This is a genomic window from Thermoactinomyces sp. CICC 10521, assembly GCF_016055135.1.
In the GTDB taxonomy this organism is placed as follows: domain Bacteria; phylum Bacillota; class Bacilli; order Thermoactinomycetales; family Thermoactinomycetaceae; genus Thermoactinomyces_A; species Thermoactinomyces_A daqus.
This window is the reverse complement of sequence record NZ_JAECVZ010000011.1, coordinates 22,521-47,165: the sequence shown is the minus strand read 5'-3', so window position 1 is coordinate 47,165 and position 24,645 is coordinate 22,521. Positions and strand designations below refer to the sequence as shown.

At 50.8% G+C, this 24,645-nt stretch carries 28 protein-coding genes and 1 tRNA gene; 1 reads left to right on the top strand and 28 read right to left on the bottom strand.

Going from position 1 to position 24,645, the window contains the following annotated elements:
• Positions 1-21: 21 nt before the first annotated feature.
• The 28 genes from I8U17_RS09600 to I8U17_RS09465 all read right to left on the bottom strand — a co-directional run bounded on the left by I8U17_RS09600 (position 22) and on the right by I8U17_RS09465 (position 23,788).
• Complete coding sequence (locus I8U17_RS09600; RefSeq protein ID WP_033101418.1) at positions 22-1,158, bottom strand: hypothetical protein; 1,137 nt, start codon at positions 1,156-1,158, stop codon at positions 22-24.
• A 74-nt stretch (positions 1,159-1,232) separates the two neighbouring features.
• On the bottom strand, positions 1,233-1,721 hold the full coding sequence (locus I8U17_RS09595; protein WP_033101419.1) for a hypothetical protein: 489 nt from the start codon (positions 1,719-1,721) through the stop codon (positions 1,233-1,235).
• 153 nt (positions 1,722-1,874) lie between these two features.
• Complete coding sequence (gene aroA / locus I8U17_RS09590) at positions 1,875-3,188, bottom strand: 3-phosphoshikimate 1-carboxyvinyltransferase (protein WP_198059330.1); 1,314 nt, start codon at positions 3,186-3,188, stop codon at positions 1,875-1,877.
• Positions 3,185-4,312 (bottom strand): prephenate dehydrogenase, encoded by a 1,128-nt coding sequence (locus I8U17_RS09585; RefSeq protein WP_198059329.1) that lies wholly within the window; start codon positions 4,310-4,312, stop codon positions 3,185-3,187. The genes aroA and I8U17_RS09585 overlap by 4 nt, the downstream gene beginning before the upstream one ends.
• Positions 4,305-5,414 (bottom strand): histidinol-phosphate transaminase, encoded by a 1,110-nt coding sequence (gene hisC / locus I8U17_RS09580; RefSeq protein WP_198054933.1) that lies wholly within the window; start codon positions 5,412-5,414, stop codon positions 4,305-4,307. Before hisC ends, I8U17_RS09585 begins: the two co-directional genes overlap by 8 nt.
• 31 nt (positions 5,415-5,445) lie before the next feature.
• A complete protein-coding gene (gene trpA, locus I8U17_RS09575) occupies positions 5,446-6,243 on the bottom strand; it encodes a tryptophan synthase subunit alpha (RefSeq protein ID WP_033101421.1) in 798 nt (265 codons plus the stop codon).
• Complete coding sequence (gene trpB / locus I8U17_RS09570) at positions 6,240-7,457, bottom strand: tryptophan synthase subunit beta (protein WP_198059328.1); 1,218 nt, start codon at positions 7,455-7,457, stop codon at positions 6,240-6,242. Before trpB ends, trpA begins: the two co-directional genes overlap by 4 nt.
• A complete protein-coding gene (locus I8U17_RS09565) occupies positions 7,444-8,097 on the bottom strand; it encodes a phosphoribosylanthranilate isomerase (protein WP_033101422.1) in 654 nt (217 codons plus the stop codon). Before I8U17_RS09565 ends, trpB begins: the two co-directional genes overlap by 14 nt.
• Positions 8,090-8,875, bottom strand: a complete 786-nt coding sequence (trpC, locus tag I8U17_RS09560; protein ID WP_198054935.1) for an indole-3-glycerol phosphate synthase TrpC — start codon at positions 8,873-8,875, stop codon at positions 8,090-8,092. The genes I8U17_RS09565 and trpC overlap by 8 nt, the downstream gene beginning before the upstream one ends.
• The gene (gene trpD / locus I8U17_RS09555) at positions 8,865-9,890 is read right to left on the bottom strand and encodes an anthranilate phosphoribosyltransferase (RefSeq protein ID WP_033101424.1); all 1,026 of its coding nucleotides are present in this window, start codon (positions 9,888-9,890) and stop codon (positions 8,865-8,867) included. Before trpD ends, trpC begins: the two co-directional genes overlap by 11 nt.
• Positions 9,884-11,407, bottom strand: a complete 1,524-nt coding sequence (gene trpE, locus I8U17_RS09550) for an anthranilate synthase component I (RefSeq protein WP_198059327.1) — start codon at positions 11,405-11,407, stop codon at positions 9,884-9,886. The genes trpD and trpE overlap by 7 nt, the downstream gene beginning before the upstream one ends.
• A 313-nt stretch (positions 11,408-11,720) precedes the next feature.
• Entirely contained in the window at positions 11,721-12,815 is a 1,095-nt protein-coding gene (gene aroB / locus I8U17_RS09545) for a 3-dehydroquinate synthase (RefSeq protein WP_198059326.1), read from the bottom strand.
• Complete coding sequence (gene aroC, locus I8U17_RS09540; RefSeq protein ID WP_033101427.1) at positions 12,815-13,975, bottom strand: chorismate synthase; 1,161 nt, start codon at positions 13,973-13,975, stop codon at positions 12,815-12,817. Before aroC ends, aroB begins: the two co-directional genes overlap by 1 nt.
• A 152-nt stretch (positions 13,976-14,127) precedes the next feature.
• Positions 14,128-14,307: a hypothetical protein gene (locus I8U17_RS09535; protein ID WP_033101486.1), complete on the bottom strand. Its 180-nt coding sequence runs from the start codon at positions 14,305-14,307 to the stop codon at positions 14,128-14,130.
• Positions 14,308-14,491: 184 nt separating this feature from the next.
• A complete protein-coding gene (ndk, locus tag I8U17_RS09530; RefSeq protein WP_198054937.1) occupies positions 14,492-14,935 on the bottom strand; it encodes a nucleoside-diphosphate kinase in 444 nt (147 codons plus the stop codon).
• Positions 14,936-15,176: 241 nt separating this feature from the next.
• Complete coding sequence (locus I8U17_RS09525) at positions 15,177-16,148, bottom strand: polyprenyl synthetase family protein (RefSeq protein ID WP_198054938.1); 972 nt, start codon at positions 16,146-16,148, stop codon at positions 15,177-15,179.
• Between the two features lie 141 nt (positions 16,149-16,289).
• The gene (locus tag I8U17_RS09520; protein ID WP_198054939.1) at positions 16,290-17,156 is read right to left on the bottom strand and encodes a UbiA-like polyprenyltransferase; all 867 of its coding nucleotides are present in this window, start codon (positions 17,154-17,156) and stop codon (positions 16,290-16,292) included.
• Positions 17,157-17,177: 21 nt separating this feature from the next.
• Positions 17,178-17,903 carry a demethylmenaquinone methyltransferase gene (locus I8U17_RS09515; protein ID WP_033101431.1) on the bottom strand — a complete coding sequence of 242 codons (726 nt, stop codon included), beginning with the start codon at positions 17,901-17,903 and terminating at the stop codon, positions 17,178-17,180.
• Positions 17,900-18,655 (bottom strand): heptaprenyl diphosphate synthase component 1, encoded by a 756-nt coding sequence (locus I8U17_RS09510; protein WP_052154284.1) that lies wholly within the window; start codon positions 18,653-18,655, stop codon positions 17,900-17,902. The genes I8U17_RS09515 and I8U17_RS09510 overlap by 4 nt, the downstream gene beginning before the upstream one ends.
• A gap of 91 nt (positions 18,656-18,746) precedes the next feature.
• Positions 18,747-19,235 carry a hypothetical protein gene (locus I8U17_RS09505; RefSeq protein WP_033101432.1) on the bottom strand — a complete coding sequence of 163 codons (489 nt, stop codon included), beginning with the start codon at positions 19,233-19,235 and terminating at the stop codon, positions 18,747-18,749.
• Between the two features lie 83 nt (positions 19,236-19,318).
• The gene (mtrB, locus tag I8U17_RS09500) at positions 19,319-19,540 is read right to left on the bottom strand and encodes a trp RNA-binding attenuation protein MtrB (protein WP_033101433.1); all 222 of its coding nucleotides are present in this window, start codon (positions 19,538-19,540) and stop codon (positions 19,319-19,321) included.
• Positions 19,541-19,637: 97 nt separating this feature from the next.
• Positions 19,638-19,714, bottom strand: a tRNA-Pro gene (locus I8U17_RS09495).
• Positions 19,715-19,800: 86 nt separating this feature from the next.
• Complete coding sequence (folE, locus tag I8U17_RS09490; protein ID WP_033101434.1) at positions 19,801-20,367, bottom strand: GTP cyclohydrolase I FolE; 567 nt, start codon at positions 20,365-20,367, stop codon at positions 19,801-19,803.
• 163 nt (positions 20,368-20,530) lie between these two features.
• A complete protein-coding gene (locus tag I8U17_RS09485; RefSeq protein WP_033101435.1) occupies positions 20,531-20,806 on the bottom strand; it encodes an HU family DNA-binding protein in 276 nt (91 codons plus the stop codon).
• Positions 20,807-20,983: 177 nt separating this feature from the next.
• Positions 20,984-22,462, bottom strand: a complete 1,479-nt coding sequence (gene spoIVA / locus I8U17_RS09480) for a stage IV sporulation protein A (RefSeq protein WP_198059325.1) — start codon at positions 22,460-22,462, stop codon at positions 20,984-20,986.
• 151 nt (positions 22,463-22,613) lie between these two features.
• Complete coding sequence (locus I8U17_RS09475; protein WP_160173867.1) at positions 22,614-22,766, bottom strand: hypothetical protein; 153 nt, start codon at positions 22,764-22,766, stop codon at positions 22,614-22,616.
• Positions 22,767-22,882: 116 nt separating this feature from the next.
• Positions 22,883-23,605 (bottom strand): hypothetical protein, encoded by a 723-nt coding sequence (locus I8U17_RS09470; protein ID WP_033101437.1) that lies wholly within the window; start codon positions 23,603-23,605, stop codon positions 22,883-22,885.
• A gap of 24 nt (positions 23,606-23,629) precedes the next feature.
• Entirely contained in the window at positions 23,630-23,788 is a 159-nt protein-coding gene (locus I8U17_RS09465; protein WP_160173868.1) for a hypothetical protein, read from the bottom strand.
• Between the two features lie 115 nt (positions 23,789-23,903).
• On the opposite strand from I8U17_RS09465, the gene I8U17_RS09460 reads away from it, so the two are divergent.
• The gene (locus tag I8U17_RS09460; RefSeq protein ID WP_198059324.1) at positions 23,904-24,317 is read left to right on the top strand and encodes a hypothetical protein; all 414 of its coding nucleotides are present in this window, start codon (positions 23,904-23,906) and stop codon (positions 24,315-24,317) included.
• Positions 24,318-24,645: the final 328 nt, after the last annotated feature.

The window sequence follows — 24,645 nt, the reverse complement described above, 5'->3', positions numbered from 1 at the left end:
AATAATTGATTCGACCCATTTTTACTGATTTCCTGCTTCGGAACCCTCTTTTATGAATCCGTCCTCGATCGCCTGTTCGCGAAACGCAACGATTCCCCTCAACCATTTGATTCCCGAAGCAGTCAAGGAAACATAGGAAGTTTCCTCATCCCATCCCAGCGCGAGAACACCGAGATGAACCAGCATCTGCACTATTTTCTGAAACAGGCTCTCTTTCGTCTCGTAGAAATAAGGGGATAACCAAGGCTCCACCGCCTGATAAACCGCTTCAGTGCGAATCCAGCCCGGGTAACCGAGCAGAGTGATCCAGCGGACCACCATGGGCAGATGCGGAATCGGTTTGCGATAGAGCCGAAGCCAAAAACGCAACATTTGTTTTCCTTGGTCTTCTTTGCTTCTTAATTTCCCGGAACCAGCATCTGTTAAACATAAATATCCTTCTTCACTTTCGATAAAATACCCCTGATAAAAGGCATAATCGTACAGAAAGGCGAAGCGATCAGGATAGAGGTGATAACATCTGCCGAAACCGAAGCGGGGGCCTTTATGTTCCAAAGGTTTTTCTTCAATATAAAAAGTTTTGAATAACTGTTTTTGCTGTTGTTTATACATTGAACCACTGGCAGTAACCCGCACGATCTCTTTCGCCAAAAAATCAAGAAAATGATACAGATCTGCAACGATTTGCCCGCTCTCGTCCCGGTAAAAGGAAGGAGGCGTTTTCCGCACATCCCTGCTGTTTCTGTAAGGTTCAGCCAAAATATCCAACACCCGGTCTCTCATGTCGGAAGGCACATGATAGAGATATTGCGTTTGGTGTGAATAACCGGGAAACAACCAACCTCGTTTCAATGCGCTTACGATGAGCTTCCGCGGTTCTCCCTCTTCTCCCCTCAGGGCCGCCCTCCCTTTGGCAAGCAATTCCTCCATTGTAAAACTGGGACTTTGATCCAGAACCACCTGTTCCAAAAAAAGCTTTTCCGCCGTCGTGAGCTTCAAAATCATTTCCTTTATGTAGTTCTTTTTTCCCATCATCTGCAGCAGCGAACAGATTAAATCCCGTTTGGAATGAGACCCACGGCTTTGGCAGCCGTAATAGCGGTTCATTTGTTTCAAATGTTCAATGTCGGTATATGTAAGCCAGTCCGCCATCCGCATAGTCTGATCTTCCCTTCTGTCGCTAGTTATCCTTATTGTGGACGAAACGAAAGGAAGATAGACTCAGGTGGAAGTCAAAAAGTCGATTGATGAAGCCGTTCCTCTTTCATTCCTGCTCTCTCCTCGTCCAAATCGGTAATTTTAATCACGCGGCCAAACAGAAAGAGGAGCAGGTAAACCATAAAAATCTCGAGAGAACTAAAAAAATGCCAAGGAAAAAATAATACGAGCAGGTCTCCGAGCAAATTTTTCCAATCGCGACAAAAGGATTGAACAAGCGGCGCATTTTCCAACAATAAGGGTAAATGGAAGATGACGAATCCCAAAATCGACTGTCGCATCGGCAAATGATGGACGTGTTTTGCGGAAGATCCAAGCCCCAGATAGATAAAAAAAGTAAACGCTCCGACGATCAGAACCGTCCATTCTGTGACCATATCAGCAATAAGGGAATCATGAAACCACAAGGATATCAGAAAAGGAAAAAACCATTGCTTTAAGCTGATCACCACCGCCACAGTCAAAAAAATTTCTGCCCCGATGCGCCGATAGCGCTTCATCATAGACAACCACCACCTCATCACACCATTATGACAAAACGCATAAAAAAAGAACCGCCCCTGATCAAGGGCGGTGTGCACAGGACGTACAATATTGGATAGGAGTGGAGAGAAACCATACTGTATTTCCCATTATACGAAGCAGGTCGGACAAGGTCAATATGTTTTTCCTAATTTTCTGATTTGATTTAATTCCATCTCATGGATTTTATTGACAAATCCGGGAAACGATACATCGATGGCCTCCGTATGCTCGACAATCACTTCCTGTTCTGCCGCCAGCCCGGCAATAGCCATCGCCATGCCAATCCGGTGGTCGCCGTGGCTGTCACATCTTCCCCCGGATAAAACGACCGGCCCTTCAATGATCATTCCGTCTTCTGTCTCCTCGATTTTGGCCCCCAATTTTCGGAGTTCGTTCACCGTCGTCGCAATCCGATTGGTTTCCTTCACTTTCAGTTCTTCAGCGTCCTTAATGACGGTGGTTCCCTTCGCCTGGGTGGCGACCACGGCCAAGATCGGGATTTCATCGATGAGCCGTGGAATCAGTTCGCCACCGATCGTCGCACCTTGTAACTCACCGGCGGTCACCGTCACGCGTCCCACCGGCTCATTGCACCAGCTGCCCGTTTCTTCAATTTGAATTTTAGCCCCCATCATGGCCAGGGCATCTAAAATTCCCGTCCGCGTCGGATTGAGTCCCACATCCTCAATCGTCACCTCCGCCCCGGGAACGACCAGCGCTGCAGCCAGCAGAAAAGCGGCTGAAGAAATATCACCGGGAACTTGTACCCTTGCTGCGGACAAATGCTGTCCGCCGGCGAGGGAGACTTCCCGGTCGCGCACCTCCACCTGGCAACCGAACGCCGGCAACATCCGTTCCGTATGGTCACGCGAACGGCTTGGCTCGATGACGGTTGTCATCCCTTCTGCTTTTAAACCGGCCAGCAACAGACACGATTTCACCTGTGCGCTGGCCACCGGACTTTCATAACGAATCCCCGTCAGTTTGCTTCCCCGGACTGCCAGCGGTGTATAGCTTCCATCTCTCCGTCCGTCAATCACGGCTCCCATCCGGCGCAATGGTTTTACCACTCGTCCCATCGGACGGCGGCCAATTGATTCGTCCCCGACCAGCGTGGCAAAAATCGAACTGCCGGCGAGAATGCCGAGCAGAAGCCGGATCGTGGTTCCTGAATTCCCGACATCCAGCGGCACACGAGGCTCGGCCAGACCTGCAAAACCTTTTCCTTTGACTCGTACGGAAGTGGGAGATGTCCGCTCAATCTCCACCCCCATCTGACGGAAACAGTGAATGGTACTCAAGCAATCCGCACCCAGTAAAAATCCTTCGATTTCCGTGACTCCTTCGGCGATCGAGCCAAACATGACGGAACGGTGGGAAATCGATTTATCGCCGGGAACCTTCGTCGTCAATCGAAACGGCCCAAGACGCGATGTACGAATCATACGCTGACTTCCTCCAATCGTTCTTCCTCTGCAAATACGACATAGTTTGCCTCGCGCAATGCCATGATCGCGTTTTGATAATGTTTTTCCTGTTTAAAGGTCAATTTCAGCACACCGGGGATCTCTTCGCGGTTTTCCATCACTTCCAGGTTGCTGATATTGATCTCTTTTTCACCGAGCAGGGTAGCCACCTTTCCGATGATCCCCGGCCGGTCGGGAACGTCGACATAGAGGGTGTAACGACGTTCCAGTATTCCTTTTTTCCGGTCGGGAAGCTTGCTGCGAATGGCCCGGGAACGGGTGAAAAAATGTTCGATGCACTCCGGATCCGTTTCCATGATCGCTGAACGCACCCTTGCCATTCTCTCGATCCAGTCATCCATCAATTTGATCAGTTCTTCACGGTTGGTGAGCAACACATCCCGCCACATGATCGGATGGCTGGCCCCAATCCGGGTCAAATCGCGAAACCCGCCCGCCGCCAGACGATGAAACCATTCGTTATCCTCATTGTAATCCCCCACCATATTGACCAGCCCGGCGGCGATAATATGAGGCAAATGGCTGATTGCACCGACAATGCGGTCATGGTGCACAGGATCCATAATCACCAGTTCCGCTTTCGTCGCAAGCGCGAGCAAACGGCTCAATTTCTGGACGGCGGCGAGGGATGTGTGCGGTTCCGGAGTCAAGACGTAATAGGCATTTTCAAACAATAAAGATCGGGCGGCCTTGATGCCCGATTGATGTGAACCCGCCATCGGATGGCCGCCGATAAAAGTGATTCCGCGGCCGCTCAGCTTCCGGCCGCTGCGCACTATTTCCGCTTTTGTACTGCCGACATCGGTCACGATGCAGTTTTCTTTCAAAGGCAACAAGTTCAGCTCTTCAATTGTCTGTTTGATTTTCCCGACAGGAAGGGCGATGATGACCACATCCGCATCCCGGACAGCTTTGTCCAACTTCGTGGTGCCTTCATCGATGGCCCCGATGGCTTTGGCAAACTGCAAATCCTGCTCGTTTCTGTCAAAGCCAATCACAGTGACATTTGTTCGCTCTTTCAGTCCCAACGCCAATGAACCGCCAATCAGCCCGATTCCGAGTACGGCTATTTTTTCAGGCATTGCTTGGAATCGTTCCTTTCTTTTTCAGAAATTCGGCCAAGCTGTGCAAAAAGCGTTCGTTCTCTTCCTGTGTTCCGATGCTTACCCGAATGTGTCTCGGGAAGTCAAGCGCTTCTCCCGACCGCACGATCACCCCTTGACGCAGGAGAGCCTCAAACACTTCGCCCGCCGGGAAACCGGTATCGATCAACAGGAAGTTCCCGTGTGCCGGGTAATAGCCCAGCCCCCATTCCTCCAGTTTCTCCGTTATTTTTTTCAGTCCGAGCCTGTTCTGGTTGCGGCAGTAAACGACAAACGACTGATCTTCCAGTGCGGCGATCGCTGCAGTTTGTGCCAGACGGCTGACATTAAACGGCTCGCGAACGCGGTTGAGCTCGGTAATCACATCGGGATGGCCCACACCGTAGCCGATGCGAAATGCCGCCAACCCATAAATTTTGGAGAACGTGCGCAAGACCACGATCTGCGGATTGTAATCAAGCAAGGATAAGGAATCAGGATAGGACGGATCAGTCACGTACTCATAATAAGCTTCATCAATGACAACCAGCACGTGCTCCGGGACCCGGTCTAGAAAATCGCTCAGATCATCACCGGAGACAATGGTCCCTGTCGGATTGTTGGGATTGCAAATCCAGACGACCCGCGTTTTCTCAGTGATCGCCTCCAACATTCCCTCCAGGTCATGCACCCCGTTTTTAAGCGGCACTTTCACCGGAGTCGCCCCTTCGATCCGCACCACCGTCTCATAGCGCGGGAATGTGCGGTCGGCCATCACCGACTCCGTTCCCGGTTCCAGATAAGCGCGGGCAATCATTTGCACTACTTCATCCGAACCATTCCCGAAGATAATCCTGCGGGGGTCCGTTTCCAGATGCTCGGCCAGCTTCTCCCGCAGTTCCGGAGCCAGGCCCTCGGGATAAAGGTGAAAGCGTCCTTGCTCCCCGGCCAGCGCAGGCCAAACTTTTGGTGAACAACCAAACGGGTTTTCATTGGAGGCCAGTTTGATCACTTCCTCCAATCCCAATTCTCTCTTTACTTCTTCCAGGGGCTTACCCGGTTGGTAAACAGGCAATCCCCGGACGGTCGCCTTCGGTTGCATCTCATGATCCCTCTCTTTTTTTCCCTCTATCTTACTCCGTTTTCAGCTGTCTGACAAATGCTTTCACTTCGCTTAGTGCCCGCTTTCGGCTGTTCTCGGAAACAAGTGACGATTGAAGCTCTCCAATCCGTTTAACCAAAGCGCTTCCCACGACAACGCCATCGGTCCGTTTCCGGAAATGAGCCACGTGCTTCGATTCCGAAATCCCAAACCCAATCGCGATCGGAACCGGGCTCAATGAGCGCACCGTCTGCAAAAATTCATCGACTTCCCCGGAAAATCCGTGTCGCATCCCGGTTGTGCCGAGCGACGACACACAATAAACAAACCCTTGTGCCGAAGCGACAATATCGGCAATCCGCTGTCTGGAAGTCGGAGCGACCAACGGGATGACAGCCAGTCCCGCTTTTTGCCCGTACTGCCTTAATTCCTCACTTTCCTCAAACGGAAGATCAGGTACGATGATCCCGTCAAATCCGGCAGCGACCGCATCGCGAACCAACGCTGCCAGCCCGTATTGAAAAACGGGATTTGCATAAGTAAAGAGAATAAGCGGAACTTCCACTCCGTCTTCTCTTACTTTTTTGCCCATTTCCAGGGCATCGACCAGCGTTACCCCATTTTCGAGCGCCCGTTCGGAAGCCGCTTGAATCACCGGGCCATCCGCTATCGGATCTGAGAAAGGAACCCCCAGTTCAATCGCCAGCACGCCTTCTTCAGCCAGGCAGTGAATCAGTTCACGGGTAACGTCCAAACTCGGATCCCCGCAAGAGATAAATGGAATGAGGACTTCTTCTTTGCGCTGAAATGCTTCTGTCAGGCGATTCATTCTCCGCTCCTCCTTCCTGCGCTGCTGATGGTTTCCACATCTTTATCGCCGCGGCCGGATAAACAGATGACCACTATTTCATTTTTGCTCCGCTTACGGGCGATTTTGACCGCTTCCGCCACGGCATGCGCCGATTCGAGCGCAGGCAGGATTCCTTCCGTCCGGCAGAGAAGCCCCACGGCATCAAGCGCCTCTTCATCGGTGGCATAGGTATAGCGAACGCGGCCCGTTTCCTTCAAAAAAGCATGTTCAGGACCCACACCGGGATAATCGAGACCGGCGGATATCGAGTGGGCTGGTGTCACTTGTCCGTGCTGATCCTGGAGGAAATAGCTGTACATCCCGTGCAAAACTCCGGGGCGGCCTTTACTTAAAGAAGCAGCATGGAAGGAAGTATCAACACCTTTTCCCGCCGCTTCGACTCCGTGCAGGCGAACCGTCTCGTCCTCCACAAATGCGGTAAACATCCCAATCGCATTGCTTCCACCCCCGACACAAGCGACTACATCATCGGGCAGCCTTCCTTCGGCAGCCAAAAGTTGCGCCCGCGTCTCATCCCCGATCACCCGCTGAAACATTTTGACCAGCAACGGATAAGGATGGGGTCCAACGGAAGAACCGATCAGATAGTAGGCGCGATCCACCTGGGCAACCCATTGCCTTAGCGCCTCATTGGTCGCATCCTTTAATGTCCGGGTACCGGAAGTTACCGGAACCACCCTGGCCCCCAGCAATTCCATGCGAAACACGTTTAACTGCTGCCTTTTCACATCTTCTTCGCCCATATAGATTTCGCAATCAAGTCCGAGCAGGGCAGCGACGGTCGCTGTAGCCACCCCGTGCTGCCCGGCACCGGTTTCCGCAATCAGTTTCTTTTTGCCCATCCGTTTGGCCAATAACGCCTGGCCCAGGGCATTATTAATCTTATGGGCGCCCGTATGGTTCAGGTCTTCGCGTTTCAGGTAGATGCGGGCTCCTCCGGCATAATCGGTCAGCCGCTCTGCAAATGTGAGCGGGGTGGGGCGGCCGGAATATTCCTCAAGCCTCTCTCTCCAATTGTTCATAAACTCGCGATCTGCCAAGGCTTCGCGAAATCCCTGCTCCAATTCGATCAGCGCATTCATCGTCGTTTCCGGCACAAAACGGCCGCCGAAAGGGCCAAATCTCCACGTCGTCGCCTTCCCCTGACCGCCCAGTTTTTCATCTGTCTTCATTCCGCTTCACCCTTTCCGCAAACTTTGCCATCAATTCGGCCTTTTTTCCTCCATCTGCTTCGATCCCGCTGGAAACATCAACGCCATCCAACGGATAACGCGTGATGAGCGACCTGACATTCCGAACATTCAAACCGCCTGCCACCCACAGCGGGACTCCCGCCCTCCGGCACTCCTCATAAAAAGGCGGAATCTGATTCCAGTCAAAAGCCTGACCGCTTCCTCCCGACGTTCCGGTATCAAGGAGCGCCGCATCAATCCACGGCGCATATTGGGCAATTCGCTCTTCGCCGGCAATGCGGCCGGTAACATGAAACGTTTTAATCACCCGCACGCCAAATGCTTTTTTCACCGTGCGGCAAAACTCCGGCGTTTCTTCACCGTGCAGTTGAATGGCGCTTAAGGGAGCCACGGAAAGCCATTCTTCCATCTCCCTGAGAGACGGGTTTTGCAGCACACCAACCGTCCAGATTCCGGCCGGAACCTTGCGCACCAGTTTCGGCAGCATTTCCCGTTCAACCGAACGCTTTCGGCCGCGGACAAGGATGAATCCGATCGCATCAATGTCAAATTGAACGGCCTTTTCCACATCCGGTTCAGCAAAAAAACCGCAAAATTTAAGAGAAATGTTTTTATTCATACCGTGTACCCTCGATCAATTCCTTAACTGCTGCCCCCGGATCAGTTTGCCGCATCAAATATTCACCGATGAGCAATCCGTCCACGCCGGCGGCCAGCATGCGCTTCGCGTCTCCGATGGAGAAAACGCCGCTTTCCCCGATCACCGGAACCGAAGCGGATATCAGCGGCCGCAAACGTTCAGTGGTGGCAAGGTCAGTGACAAACGTATGCAAATTGCGGTTATTAATGCCGATCACATCCGCCCCGCACCGGGTCGCAGCCGGGATCTCCTTTTCTGCGTGCACCTCGACCAGCACTTCCATCTCCAGACGGTGAGCAATCGAGCTTAATTCCTGCAACCGGTCTTCCTCCAGCAGAGCCACGATCAATAAAATCGCATCGGCTCCCAGCAATTTACTCTCCAGCACCTGAAGCGGATCGAGAATAAAATCTTTGCGAAGCACCGGAATTTGCACTGCTTCTTTTACCGCTCGGAGCGATTCCGGATTTCCGTAAAAAAAGGAAACGTCCGTCAACACGGAAACAGCGGCCGCTCCTCCATTTTCATACCCTTTGGCCACCTGAACCGGATTCACCTCCGACCGGATCACTCCTTTTGAAGGAGAAGCCGGTTTCACCTCGGCAATCAGGGAAAGTCCGGTTTGCTTGCTCAGGGCCGCCTGCAAAGAACGACCTGGCGGCATCCGCCGCGCACGATCCCAATCCTCTTTGCCGAATCGTTCCCGCAGTTTGGCGATTTCCGCCCTTTTACACTCTTCGATTTTTTCAAGAAACATAGCGTACCTCCCGTGACATCCGAATCACTTGTTGCAGTTTTTTTGCCGCCATACCTGAATCGATGGTTTCCCGGGCCATCTGAACCCCTTCTGTCAAAGTGGACACCTTGCCGCCCACGACCAGGGCCGCACCCGCATTCAAGAGGACGATATCGCGCGGAGCTCCCCGTCTCCCGCTGAAAATATCCGCAATCAGCGCCGCGTTCTGCTGTGCCGTCCCCCCCTTGACTGCGGTGATCGGCGACCTGGATATCCCGAAGTCTTCCGGAATTACTTCAAAAGTCACCACCTTGTCTCCGTCAAGAGCGCTGATTCGGGTGGGAGCCGAAACAGAAATTTCATCCAATCTGTCCAGTCCGGCCACGACAAGCGCCTTTTTCGTCCCCAGTTCCTGCAGGACACAGGCCACTTTCTCCGTTAATTCCGGATCGTACACACCGAGCAGCTGATATTGCACACCAGCCGGATTGGCAAGGGGACCGAGCAGATTAAAAATCGTGCGAAATCCCAGTTCCGTACGAGTGGGCATCACATTTTTCATCGCCTGATGGTACAGCGGGGCAAACAGGAAGCAAACTCCCGTTTCCTGCAACATCAACTCCGCTTCTTTAGCACTGTGATGAATCTCGATCCCCAGCGCTTCCAATACATCGGCACTTCCGCTCTTGCTGGAAACAGCGCGATTTCCGTGTTTCACGATCGGAACGCCGGCCGCAGCGGCAACAAAAGCGACTGCGGTGGAGATATTAAATGTCTGTCCTCCGTCCCCGCCGGTTCCGCACGTATCGACCGCATGGGAAATTTCCCCTTCAAATCCGGTCATCCGGGCCCTCAGTCCCTGGGCAAACCCGATGATTTCTTCTGCCGTTTCCCCTTTCATGCGCAGGGAGGTTAAAAAGCTGCCCATCTGAGCGGGAGTAGCCTCTCCGTTCATCATTTCCTCCATCGCCTGACGGGCTTCTTGTCTGCTTAAATGCTTTCCTTCCACCATCTTTCTGAGCAAATCCCTCAACACGACAGCCCCACCGTCCTTTTTGCGGCAAGTTCCAGTGCTTTGAGCATCCCCATCGCTTTATTTACCGATTCCTGCAATTCCAGCTCCGGATCGGAATCCGCCACGATGCCGCCTCCGGATTGCACCGTCGCCTGTCCCTTGTGAAAATAAATCGTACGAATGGCGATGCATGTATCCAAATTTCCGGTGAAACTGAGATAACCGATGGCTCCGCCGTAAACCCCCCGCAAATCGGGTTCCAACTCGCTGATTATCTCCATAGCCCGGATCTTGGGAGCCCCGGATAAGGTTCCGGCCGGAAAGCAGGCGCGAAACGCGTCGGCAGGGACTTTCCCTTCCTTCAGCTTTGCCTCCACATGGGAGACCAAGTGCATAATGTGAGAATACTTTTCGATTGTCATAAAATCCGTTACCGTCACACTGCCGATGTCAGCAACCCGGCCCAAATCATTCCGTCCCAGGTCGACCAGCATCACGTGTTCCGCCCGTTCCTTCTCATCGGCCAGCAAATTTTCCAACAATCGATTCTCTTCCTCCGCCGTTTTGCCCCGGGGCCTTGAGCCGGCGATCGGTCGGGTCTCTGCGCGCCCGCCGGTTACCCGCACCAGCAATTCCGGAGAGGTCCCGACAATCGTTTCCTCGCCAAGCCGCAAATAATACATGTACGGAGAAGGATTGAGCACCCGCAATACACGGTATACTTCAAACGGGTCGGGAGCCGGCGCCCACGTCAGTTTCCGCGATAAAACCACTTGAAACAAATCCCCGGCGCGAATATATTCCTTCGCTTTTTCCACCATCTTCACATACGCTTCTTTACTGAGATTGGCCGTGACGCTGCTTAAATCCACCGGTTCACGGTCGATGGTGACACCGCTGAAGGTGGCGGAAACGGGCTTACTGAGAAGCTCGTTTGCCCAGCGTTCCAAGTCTTTGACCGTCTCTTCGTATCGCTCCCTTAATTCGGCCTGCGAGCCGTTCTTTGGCACCTGCAAGTGCTGGATAAAAATCACTTCTTGTTTGAGATGATCAAACACCAGCAAGCGATCCATCACCATAAAATGAAGATCATAAGCGGAATTCTCCAGACCGGCCTGCTTTGCCACTGGACGGGCCGGTTCAAAAAAGCGGACGATTTCATAGCCGAAATATCCGACCGCCCCTCCCAAAAACGGCGGATACCCGTCATATACCGGGGAACGATACGCGGCCAGTTGTTCGTTCAAGTCGGAAAGCGGATCGGAAGTGACCGCTGTTCGTTCCCCTCTCTGGTCGCGAATCGCCATTCGCCCTTCCCGGCTCTTAATCACCCGGCACGGGGATGAGCCGACAAACGAATAGCGCGACCATCTTTCTCCACCTTCAACACTTTCAAGCAAAAAAGAGTACGGCTGATCTTTTACACGATCATATAATCGAATCGGGGTTTCCGTATCGGCAAGAACCGTTTTGCAAACAGGGATGACCGAAAAATCTCTGGCAAGTTTCACGGCCTCCTGCAAATCGGGGTAAATCAATGAACTCCCTCCTCTTCTGTCGGCAAGAAGAGAGAAAGGATATAGGGGAAGAATGGAGGAAAAATAAAAACCAAAGCAGAGCTGCTTTGGTTCTGGCGAAAATATATGTGAACAGCCTCCACTCAGCTCAAACTACGCTATATCCATTCTCTGCTCAGCTAAACTAAACCCTCTGAAATGTACAAAACAAGGTAAAATAAAAACACTCTCTCACAAACTGAATGATTTTCTTTTTCTCGTCTCATCTAAAACTGTATCGAACTTGTGTTTTTCTGTCAATAACCCAATTTCACTGCCGTCCGGATAATCATCCTTATGCCCGGCGAAGCTCCTTCAACACCTCGCGAATCGGTTCTTCGGCGACTCCGCGCACCAATTCGACACGTCCGATCTGCGGGGAAAGCACAAATGTATATTCTCCGCTCTGCACTTTTTTATCGCGTTTCATCGCTTCAAGCAAATCTTCTGCCGGCCAGGTGGTTTCCATGCGCACCGGCAGGGAAAATGCCTGGAGCAGCGCTTCCGTGCGTTCCACCAGCGCGGGAGAGGCTCCGACGACCTTTACACTCAGGCGCGCCGCACCGGCTATTCCGATGGCGACCGCTTCTCCGTGCGTGAAGGTGCGATAACCGGATACCGCTTCGAGTGCATGGCCGATTGTATGCCCGTAATTTAAAATCGCCCGGATTCCTGCCTCCCGCTCATCCTGGGACACAACCGCCGTTTTCACCTGACAGCCGCGGTAAATCGCTTCGATCAACGGTTCGGTTTCCAAGCCAAGCAGTTCCCCGGCACGATCTTCCAGCCAGGAAACAAAAGATTCATCCCAGATCAGGCCGTGTTTTAGCACCTCCGCGAAGCCGGAAACGACCTCTTTTTGGGGCAGGGTTTTTAATGTATCCACATCAAAGACGACCATGAGCGGCTGATGAAAAGCACCGATATAATTTTTTCCCAATGGATGGTTTACCGCCACTTTTCCTCCGACACTGCTGTCATGAGCCAACAGCGAAGTGGGGAGCTGAACGAAGGGAATCCCGCGCATATAGCTGGCCGCGACGAATCCCGCCAAATCGCCGACCACACCGCCGCCCAAAGCCAAGATCACGCTTCGCCGGGTCAACCCGAATCGAAGGCAATCTCCAATCACCCGTTCAAATTCTTTCAGGTTTTTGTTCTCTTCTCCCGCGGGAATCAGACTGAGACCGACCCGGTAACCAGCCTGCTGCAATATTTCCTGGATTTTCCCGGTATAAAGCGGACCAACATGGGTGTCGCTGACCAGCATGATGGTGCGATCCCGGCTCACGCCATGTTTCTTGAGCAAAGCAGGCAATTGCTGGTACGTGCCCGAGCCAATGTAGATGGGATAAGATGTCCGTTCCAAGGAAACCGTCAACGTTTTCATCAGAATTGGGCCGTCCTTTCCCGATAGCGCTTCACCTGTTCTGTCAATTCCATCATCGTGTCAGCCGGGAACTTTTCCAAAAGGGCATTGGCGATTTCCCATGCGACCACATTTTCCATCACGACACAGGCTGCGGGAACGGCGCAGCTGTCAGAGCGCTCAATGCTGGCCTCAAATGGTTCTTTGGAATCGATATCCACACTTTTCAGCGGTTTGTACAGGGTGGGAATCGGCTTCATCACCCCGCGCACGATAATCGGTTCGCCGGTCGTCATCCCGCCTTCAAATCCGCCGAGGCGATTCGTTGCGCGGTAAAAACCTTTCCCCTCCTCCCACATAATTTCGTCATGAACTTCTGATCCCGGAAGGGAAGCCATGGAGAATCCGAGCCCAAATTCGACGCCTTTAAACGCATTAATGCTGACAACCGCCTGAGCGATGCGGGCATCGAGCTTGCGATCCCAGTGGACATGACTGCCCAAACCGACCGGAGCCCCCTCGACCACCACTTCAACGATCCCTCCCAGGGAATCTCCTTCTTTTTTGGCACGGTCAATCGCTTCCATCATCGCCTGCTCCCCTTTTTTATCAAGGCAACGCACCGGCGAATCCTCAGCCACCCGTCTCATTTCCTCCAGCGGCAGATCGACCGGTTCCGCCGCAACATCCCCGATCCGCAGAACATGACCGGCAAGTTTGATGCCGCATTCCTCCAAAATCAGGCGGGCAACCGCACCGACAGCCACGCGCGCCGCCGTTTCCCTCGCGCTGGAACGCTCCAGAACATCCCGCAGATCGCGGTGGCCGTATTTGATCGCGCCATTGAGATCGGCATGCCCGGGACGAGGCCGCGAAATCCGCCTTTTTTCCGCTTCTTCCGGAATCGGATCAACCCCCATCACTTTTTGCCAATGCGTAAAATCGCGATTCTCAATCACCAGGGTAACCGGAGCGCCTGTCGTTTGCTGAAAACGCACGCCCGACATGATTTTCACCTGGTCTTTTTCAATCTGCATCCGCCGTCCCCGGCCATACCCCTTTTGTCTCCTGGCCAGTTCAAAATCGATTTTTTCCTTGGCAAAAGGCAAATGGCTCGGCAATCCCTCAATGATCACGGTCAGCTGTGGCCCGTGTGATTCTCCAGCGGTCAAATATCTCATCTCAAATCTTCCTCTCTGTCTCAACTCTTTTGACCTGAAATTTGATAGTTATCATAACACAGAAAAAAAGGGGATGGGAGATGAAATTGAAAAAAGTTCGCGGTCAATAATAAAAAACCGGCAAAAAAGCCGGCTGAAGGAGATTACAGGTCTTACTGTTTGATATTTAAACTGCTGGTGACGGCGTGGTCCCAGCTGGGATAATAATACAGGGCGCTTTGCATCAATTCCGGGTCCATTTGTTTTACTTTTTTCTTGCTGAGGGAAACTCCCTGCTGTTTTAAATGTTTGATTCGCTTGGTCACTTCGTCGGGGCTCATCGGAATATCCATATTGCCTTCCGCCTGCTTGAACCGAAAAATCACCCGCACACTTGCAGGTTGACAGCAGGCAGAGGATGTCCACCTCCTTCTTAAGCAACGATCCTTTTTTCTGTTACCAATATGGTCAAAGAAATCAAAAAATAATCCTGCCAACCAAAAAAAGCACGATTCGTGTGAACCGTGCTTTTTATTTTCAAATCCAGCGGTTAATCGTTTTTTCGTAGGACAGGAGTTCTGCTTCGTCAAACCAAAGGGCGATTTCCCTTTCTGCACTCGCCTGGGAATCCGACCCATGGATAATATTCATGCCCACATTGACCCCGAAGTCGCCGCGAATCGTCCCAGGCAGTGCCTCAGACGGATTGGTTTTGCCCATCATTTGACGGGCGGTGGCGATCACATTCGGTCCTTGCCACACCATGGCAAAGACAGGACCCGAGGTAATAAAATCAACCAATTCTCCAAAAAACGGCTTTTCTTTGTGTTCAGCATAATGCTGTTCCGCCAATTCGCTTGATACGGACATCAACTTTGCTGCCACCAGCTGGAATCCTTTTTTTTCAAAACGGGCAACCACTTCCCCGATCAGCCCGCGTTGAACTCCATCCGGTTTAACCATGATAAACGTTTTTTCCATAAATGAATCCCCCATACTGCTATGTATCGATGCATGCACCTGAATCCAGGTAACCACACCAAATTGTAACAGAGATCGAAATGAAAACGCAACCAATTCCCTTATTTTTGTGAAAATATGTTGCAGGTGGTGTCTGATGCCCCTAAACCTCCCTGCTATTTCAAACGGATGGTCAGCGGGGCATCACCCCTCCCGGTTCTGCCAAAACTTTCACCCTCGGGCAGCACCCGAATATCACTTTTCAGTATGAGCGGCTGACGATAAATTCCCCGATCAGTCGCAATGATTCACGCTCATGCGATTCGGGCAAAAGCGACAGACATTGCATCGCTTTCTTCATATACCGCCGGGACAAATCCAGCGTATACTCAATTCCGCCCAGCCGTTTGATCAGATCCAAAATCGCGGGCAAGTTGCCTTCTCCCCCGCCGGAACGGAGATAATCCGTGATTTTTTGCTTATCTGAAGTTCCTGCTTTGGCCAGCGCATAAATAACCGGGAGGGTCACATTGCCCTGGCGCAAATCGCTTCCGGCCGGTTTGCCCAGGACTTTTTCGTTTCCGACAAAATCGAGCACATCGTCGGTTAACTGAAACGCCATCCCCACGTAATAGCCATACGCCTGAAGGGAACGAATATAGCGCGGCTCCGCTCCGCTCACATACGCGCCCAAGTAACAGCTGGTGGCCATCAGGAGCGCCGTTTTTCTTTTGATCCGGCGCAGGTAACGCCTGAAAGAGAGCGACTCGCTGAACAAATCGGCCATTTGGTCAATCTCCCCCAGGCACATGCGGTTGATCGCCGTCGCCAAAATTGCCTGCACTTCATGCGGCCTGCACTCCGTAATTTTCTGCAAAGCGCGGGCGAAGATATAATCACCGGTATACATGGCGACGCGATTATCCCATTCCGCTTTGACCGTTCGTCTCCCCCTGCGGGTATCGGCATCATCGATCACATCATCATGTACCAGTGTGGCCATATGAATCAGTTCCAAGGCCACGGCCACTTTTGTCAATCTCTCAATGTCATATCGCCCGAAATGACCGGCCAGCAGAACAAAAACAGGGCGCATCCTCTTTCCGCCCGCTGTAAGCAAATGGCTTGACGAATCATATAACATTTGCTCGCTGGTCTGAATGGCCTCAGTCAGCGTTTTTTCGATCAGCTCTAAGTCATTCTTCAGATTGAGATAAATTTCTTGCAAGTTCATCCGTTTCACCCTGTTAACGCATGCTAAAGGACAATCACCATTCAAAAACTGACAAGACCAACCCCTGCATCCCTTAACATTACGGTAATCGCAATTGCTCAGCAACGTTCTTGAAATAACCGGCTCCAAACACCAGATGCCTTATCTGATTAACACATCGAGCATGGTAAAGACGAAAACAATCACGCTGAGAACCCCGTTCATCGTGAAAAAGGCAGTATTCAATCGGGACAAATCATCAGCGGAAACAATGGAATGCTCATAAAAGAGGATAATCAGGGCAATCACCACACCGATGCCATACCACAAGCCCAAATCACCCAGCAGCAAAAGGGCAATCAGTCCGGCAGCGGTACCGACATGCATCAATGCGGAAATAAAAAGCGACCGCTTGATTCCAAACCGGGCAGGAAGCGAGTAAAGCCGCTCCTGTCTGTCAAACTCCAAATCCTGGCAGGCATAGATCACATCAAAGCCACCGATCCATAATGCCACGGAGGCAAACAGAATGAGTGAGAGCATATCGATTTCTCCCGTGGTCGCCACCCATCCGCCGAGCGACCCCAACGCCGACGAAATTCCGCAGAAAAAATGGCATGTCCAGGTAAAACGCTTGGTGTAGGAGTAAAAAACCAGGAAAAAGACAGCAACCGGCAACAATTCCACCGCAAGCATATTCAACTGGAATGCAGCCAGAAACAAGAGTGCAAACGAAACGATGACAAACCCCCACACAAACGGAACCGAAACCAGTCCGGCCGGAATGGCCCGGTTTGCGGTGCGCGGATTTTTGGCATCAATATGGCGGTCGATCAAGCGGTTCAAAGCCATCGCCGCACTTCTTGCTCCTGCCATCGCCAATGTAACCCAGCCGATTTCCGCCCAGGTCGGAAGATGACCGCGCACTTCGAGACTGCCCAGAACCGCCCCCATGTAGGCAAACGGCAGTGCAAAAATGGTGTGTTCAAACTTAATCATTTCAAGTACGATCCTAATTTTTTTCAGCACCTTAACCACCTTGCTTTCCTTCTATTCCACCTCTGGTTTGCGCCCGATGTGAAGCGCCGCAATTCCGCCGGAGAGGGGATAGACCTGAACATCCTGCAATCCTACATCCTCAGCCATGATCCTGGCCAGCTCATGATATCCGGGAAATTGCATCAGCGATTCCGGCAGCCAGCGATACTGTTCATAGCTGCCCGCAAACCATTTTCCGAGCAGCGGCAAAATCCGCTCAAAATACAGGTAATATACGGCGCGAAAAGGAGGCCAGGACGGTTTGGAAAGCTCCAGGGAAACCACTTGCCCTCCCGGTTTTACCACCCGTTTCATCTCGTTCAATACCTGGACGATGTCGGGAACATTGCGAAGGGCAAACCCGATCGTGGCATGATCAAAGGTATGATCGGGAAAAGGAAGTTGCATCGCATCGCCCTGAATCAGTTCCACCTGTCCGTCCAATCCGGCCTTTTCCACTTTCCCTTTCCCGACCTTCAGCATGTTTGCGCTGAAGTCAAGGCCGACGATTCGTCCGGTTCCGGATGACTTCGCCAAGGAGATGGTCCAGTCGCAGGTGCCGCAACAAACATCCAATGCGGTATCCCCTGGCTTCACCGCCATTTTTTTCATCGCAAATCTTCGCCAAAGCTTATGCATGCGGAAGCTTAGCAATGTATTCATCCAGTCATAATTTTTGGCGATGCTTTCGAAAACCTCATGAACAAATTTCGTCTTTTCTTCCCCGCGAACATTCATGCTTGACCACTCTCTTTCAGACAGGCTCCCCTGTCGACGCTATCGTACACCTCTTTGGCCAGTTCTTCCAATTGGCCTTTGCTTTCCGAATCCGGCCAGCCGTTCAACAGGTTGGTCAAGGACGAACGGCTCTGTTCCAAGTAAAAAAGTTTTTCCGTTGAGCTGAGTCCGGGAAAGCGCAGGAGTTCTTCATACAGGAGCAGTTCTTCTGCAACCGGCCGCCATGAAAAGGCAAACCCTTTCCGAACATGAAAAAAATCGGCCAATGCCGCAATCAGTTCACTCGAAATCGATTTGATCCGCTTGACCATTTCCGCGGTAAGGGGAGCCCCTGCTTTTCGCATCTGATGCAATGACATTTTCCACTCATTGATGCGACAGATGGCCCCGGCCAAACAATGGATCACATCCGTTTCCTTCTCTTTGGCCAGCAAATAGTAAAACAAGCTGCTGTAATAATCCCCCGCCAATACCGTCACCTGCTGTTTTCGCTGTCCGGGCAGCGCTTCGGGAGCACTGGTCTCCACCGTTTCGTGCAAGTCGATTCCCATTTTAAGCAAAGTCGTCGCAATCGTGTACAGCGCAATTTTCTCTTTTTCCAGCTGGTACGCATGTAACATCAAATACAAAACGCGCACAAAAAAAACAGGGATATCTGGCCTCCCGATTTGTTGCCGAACATATGAATTTTCTGCATGTTTTTCAATTTGCTCTAATATTTCTCTCAGCTCTTTTTTATGTACGCATGCCATAAAAACGTTCCCCCATGAGGACTTAAGATCAAACACTGCGATTAGTATATCATACTTTTGGGGGAGATAGGCATTCTTCCGCTGTTTTCCATCACTCAGGGGATGTGATCACGTGAAACATCGATTTGAGATATTTCTCCGGCGGCTGTTTTTCAGCTCTTTTCTGTCCCGGATCTCTGTTAAATTCTTCCCTGGTGGCGGTTAGCAAAAAGTCCGCCCCGTCATTCCGATGCACGAACAAGCGGACTTGATCAATATTTTCTGTTTCTGTAAACGCCGCCTTCAGCAACGCCAAAATCTCCTGGTACATCAATGGTTCTTTCACTCTTTCCTGAGAAAGCTCCAAAAAGAGGAAATTCCTTTGCAAATCAACTTTCTTCACTGTTAATTGAAAATGCCTGTCCCTAATAAAATCAACCAGATTCTCGGCTCGCAGCTGCTTACTTGAGGATTTGAAAACAGGAATTTCCCTCTTTTTATTCTCTTTCTTCTGGTAGAAGAGCGGGAAAACGGACACGCTGGCGGCCAGAAAAGCGGCGGCAAAGACAGCCATCATCATCCGGATTGCGAACGTTTTCACGCATATCTCCCCTTACACCGATCTCTTGTCACCATTGTATCGGTGCGAGCCGGAAAACATGCACGACCGGCGGGGACATTTTTTCAGTTGTCTGTTTCCACTTGGCCAAAAGGAGTGATAATCACCGCTTTGCCCCGAATCTTGATGGCTGAGGTGTGCTCTGTAAACTGCGCGACCATGACCTCACCCTTGTCCAGTTTTTCGGAATGGTGGAAGCGCGTATCCTTCCCCCTGGTCAATCCGATTACATTGACGCCATTTTCCTTGGCTTTAATCACAATATAATCAGCATGAGATCCTTGCAAAGAAATCCCTCCCAAATTCAATTCAGACATAGTTTAACATAGAATAAATACACAGATGCATAGAAAAAGACCCTTCCATGAGGAAGAGTCTTTCCTTTGGTCGGGCTAGCCAGATTTGAACTGACGACCTCTTGCGCCCCATGCAAGCGCGCTACCAAGCTGCGCCATAGCCCGTCAAGTATCAACTTTTTGCCATCGCCTGATGACAATTATGAGTATATAACGGGTAAGGGAAAGTGTCAAGAGGTTTATTAAAAATTTTATTTTAATCCGATAAGGCTAAGCGCTTCCGCCCGAGCAGCCGCGTCTTCGGCAAATACACCTCTGACAGCGGAGGTGATTGTTTTGGAGCCCGGTTTTTTCACCCCGCGCATCGTCATGCACATATGTTCAGCTTCCACCACGACAATTACACCATGCGGATCCAACTTCTCCACGATGCAGTCAGCCACAGTCGAGGTGATGCGTTCTTGAAGTTGCGGACGCCTGGTGACGGTTTCAACGGCACGGGCCAGTTTGCTCAATCCGGTTACACGGCCTCCACGGGGAATGTATCCAACATGCGCCTTGCCAAAGAAAGGAACCAAATGGTGTTCGCAGGTGGAGAAGAACGGGATATCCTTCACCAGGACAAGCTCTTCATGATCTTCACTGAAAATGACAGAAAAATGTTTCTTCGGGTCCTCTTTCAGTCCGGAAAAAATTTCTTCATACATACGGGCTACACGTGCCGGTGTATCGATTAGACCTTCGCGGTTCGGATCTTCGCCAATCGCTTCCAAAATCATGCGCACTGCTTCTTCAATTTTTCGATGATCAACCATCATTGTTCCTCCATCCTCATCTGCAGTAAAGCAAGAAATCAATTTTTATCTCGAATCATTATACCACAAATAATCACGGCTCAATCGCAAAAACGAAAAAGACCCCTTCGTAAAGAGGCCTTTTTCTGCAGGTATTTATGTAGTCCCGAGATCCATTCAATCCTGCTTACTTGTTTACTTCTTCTTTAAGTTGTTTACCGGCTTTGAAAGAAGGTACTTTGGATGCAGGAATCGTGATTTCTTCACCCGTTTGCGGATTGCGGCCTTTACGCTCGGCACGCTCTTTCACTTCAAAATTGCCAAAGCCGATGAGTTGGACTTTGTCACCCTCACGAAGAGCTGCGGTAATCGCATCTAAAACTGCTTCAACGGATTTTGCAGCGTCTTTTTTGGTCATTTGAGTAGCTTCCGCTACTTTATTGATCAGTTCCGTTTTGTTCATCATCACACCTCCGTAAACAAATCCACGGCTCTTTCCCTATTATAAAAGGGGAGAAAGCAGGTTTCAATGCGTGGGACACTCCTATACTAATATAGACTTATGGGAAGTTCAAGTGAATCTTTGCGATTTTCCGCATTTCAAATAAAAAAAGCGCCGGGGACGCGCTTTTGCAAATCTTTACAATATAATCGCGATTAATCCTCCAGACCCCTCATTGATGATTCTCTCCAATGTTTCTTGCAGCTTATATCGCGCATTTTCCGGCATCATCGACAATTTGGCCTGAATTCCCTCACGCACGATTTGATTCAACGAACGGCCAAAAATATCGGATTCCCAAATTTTCAGCGGATTCACTTCAAAGTCACGCATCAGATAATTAACGAGTTCTTCGCTCTGTTTTTCAGAACCGATGATCGGTGCAAATTCGGAGGTCACATTTACTTTGATCATGTGAATGGAAGGGGCCGTCGCCTTCAAACGCACACCAAACCGGCTTCCCTGTTTGATCAATTCCGGTTCGTCCAACGACATTTCCTCCAATGCCGGAGCAGCAACACCGTAGCCGGTCGTACGCACCATTTTCAGCGCTTCGGACACTTTGTCATATTCCCGCTTCGCAATGCTGAACTCCTGCATCAACTCGAGCAAGTGATCTTTTCCCCGAATTTCGACCCCGACGACTTCTGTCAGCACCTGATCATACAGTTCATCCGGCGCATACAGGTCGATCTCCGCAATTCCCTGCCCCATATCCATCCCGGCCAAAGCTGCTTTTTCAATAAAATCATATTGATAAAATTGCCCGACAACCCGGTCAACATCGCGCAATCGCTTGATGTCTTTCACCGTTTCCCGGACGGAATTTTCAAATTCCTGACGCAGCCAGTGATCTTCGTTCAGCACCATTACCCAGCTCGGCAGATTCACATTCACCTCGTGAACCGGGAATTCATACAGGACTTCTTTCATAATGCCCAGGATTTCTTCTTCGGTCATGCTGGCGACGCTGACCGGAAGAACCGGGATATCGTATTTCTCGATCAGCTCACTTTGCAATTCCCGTACGGAATCACTGTAGGGCTGGGTAGTATTGAGCAGCAGAATAAACGGTTTACCCACTTCTTTCAGCTCATTGACAACCCGCTCTTCAATCTCCTCATAAGATGCCCGCGAGATGTCGGTAATGCTTCCATCAGTGGTGATCACAATTCCGACGGTGGAATGCTCCTGAATCACTTTTCTCGTTCCCACTTCAGCCGCTTCCTGAAACGGGATCGGTTCTTCAAACCAGGGTGTGGTGATCATGCGCGGGCCGTTTTCATCTTCATATCCCTTTGCCCCCTCAATCGCGTAACCGACACAATCAACGAGGCGGATATTTACCTCCAGCCCTTCGTCCACATGGATTTTCACTGCCTGGTTGGGGACGAATTTCGGTTCGATGGTGGTAATCGTCTTCCCGGCACCACTGTGCGGAAGTTCATCGACAGCCCGGGTCCGATCCGCTTCATTTTCGATATTGGGTATCACAACCTGTTCCATGAAGCGCTTGATAAATGTTGATTTACCGGTGCGCACCGCACCGACCACACCCAGATAGATGTCTCCTCCTGTTCGCTCTGCAATATCTCGCAAGATATCTACTTTCTCCACGAAATTCCCTCCTTCAAGATCTCCCTCAGCTGGATCTGTCGCCGGTGCGAAGGCTACCCCTCCCTCCCGGACCTTACCTTGGACACTACTAATATATGAATGCACCTTCCCAATATGAGTCTTTATGAAAAAAAACAGGGTGAAAACCACCCTACACAGTCTCTTTTTCGTTAGTTGTCACGTTTTTCATGCGGGAGGGCACCTTTTTCGCACGAAACCCGGCGATTTTCACAGTGGCAGACAATCTGCCCAGCAAAAAAATCCCGGGGATTACCACGAGATGAAACCAAATACTTTGCAGCATCGATTTCACCCCTTTTCCAGTTCGGGAGAGAGCAAACCGGGCTTCTTCTCCACGTGACCTGGATCATGAAGCCCGTTCCCGTCTCTTCATTTTATGTAAGTACTTTTCCTTGTATGCTAGGAGGATTGCCGAACAAATACCGGTTCATTATTTCTCATCTTCATCACTGGTGAAAAAGCAGGAACATAGAATGAATCCTCCGCGATCCACAGGCGCAGATCCTGGTTTGCATCCGGTTTATTTTTCGACATTTGCCATTTTTGCATCACATCTGTCCGGTAATCGACATAAACTTTGCCCTGATCATCCATGATGAGCGGCAGTGTCGTGCTGGAATAGGGACTGGGAACCATCACCGGGCTGATGCCCAACTTTTCATAATCAATCGTAAAAAAGTGAGGAGAAATCTTTTGTCCCAGCGGCCACTTTTTGTACTTGGAATGATAGCCGGTCACATAGGGCTGAACTTTTTCCACTTCATCATTGACGCGCAGATCAAACAGCCGAACCGTCGGTTTCTTTTCCACATCGATCAGTACATAGATAAAAGGTCCTCCCTCTTCAAATGCCGACGGGGGGATCGCCGCCAAATACCCGCCCTGCAACTCCTGAAAATTCACTTTATATTTTGTTGTCAGTTTGTATTCATCCTCTGTATAACGATAAGGCAACCAGCGATGCTCCCGTTGATACGCCAATACTGCCGACTGGACAGTGGCAATCTGCTCCCCCAGTTTATCGAGCTGCTGTTGGCGCTCTTGCGGATACATACACCCGGAAAGCAAAAAAGTCATCATCAGCAGACTGATCCATTTTAGCCTGCGCAACAAAACGTCCACATCCATCTCCTCCTGCTTCTTGGATCACAAAAACATGCGAAGAACAAACAAGAGAGATACAAACAGCAATACAAAGGACACGGAATTCAAACTGACCCTGAGCCATTTTTTTGACGATGTCCTGGCGATGGCAATCAACAGATTGATCAGGACGAGCAGAAACAAAATGATCATCAGATCCAACGGGCATCCCTCCTTCTCATCTCCACCAGTATAGCAAATCCACAATCGCCTACCCAAGAGCCGGGACACCTGACTCAGTTCGGGGGCGTTATTCATGCATAGGATAAATGGACTAATGCCTGAATGGAGGAAGCCAAGTGAGCACGAAAATACCAAAAACCGCTTCCCGGAAAAAACCGAGCAGCATAAAGAAAGGAACCGGCTCAAAATTACCGGCGAAATCCCCGGGCACTCCGGGCAAAACAAAATCCTCTGCCACAACATCACCCTCTCTTTTATCCCAGCTTTCGTCCATCAACATCGCCAAAATATTGAACGGGTTTATGACCTTTCGCTCCACCATCAAGGAGTTGAATACATCGTTACAAAAGATGGAGAATATGATGGATTCAGCTTATCAGATCTTAGCGATGACTTCCCGGATGATGGCCCCCGGAAGAAGGGGAGGAGGCCGCTTCTCCCTGTTGCCGCCCTTCGGCAGGAATCCGGGCGCACCGACCGGCCGGCGGGGAATGTTACCACCGTTTAGAAGAAATCCCGATCCCCCTCCTGGGTGGCAGACAAATCAAAGCAGTCCTTTCCCGGCCGACCCTGATGAAAACATTCCCGTCATCCAGCCGCCATTTGATGAGAACCGGCGGTCACAGGAAGCGCCGGGAATCCCGTTTGCCCCTTTATTGCAAAACATGAGTATCGGGCAGATCATGAATATCATTCGTTCGCCCCTTTTCCAAAAAATGATGTCCAACTTGTTTCGGTCAAAAAAATAAAGGTAATGCCTCGTTTTGGGCATTACCTTTATTTTTGGCAAATGGGAACCGCCGGAACGTTTGCTCAGGGACGTCCTGGCTGCTCCC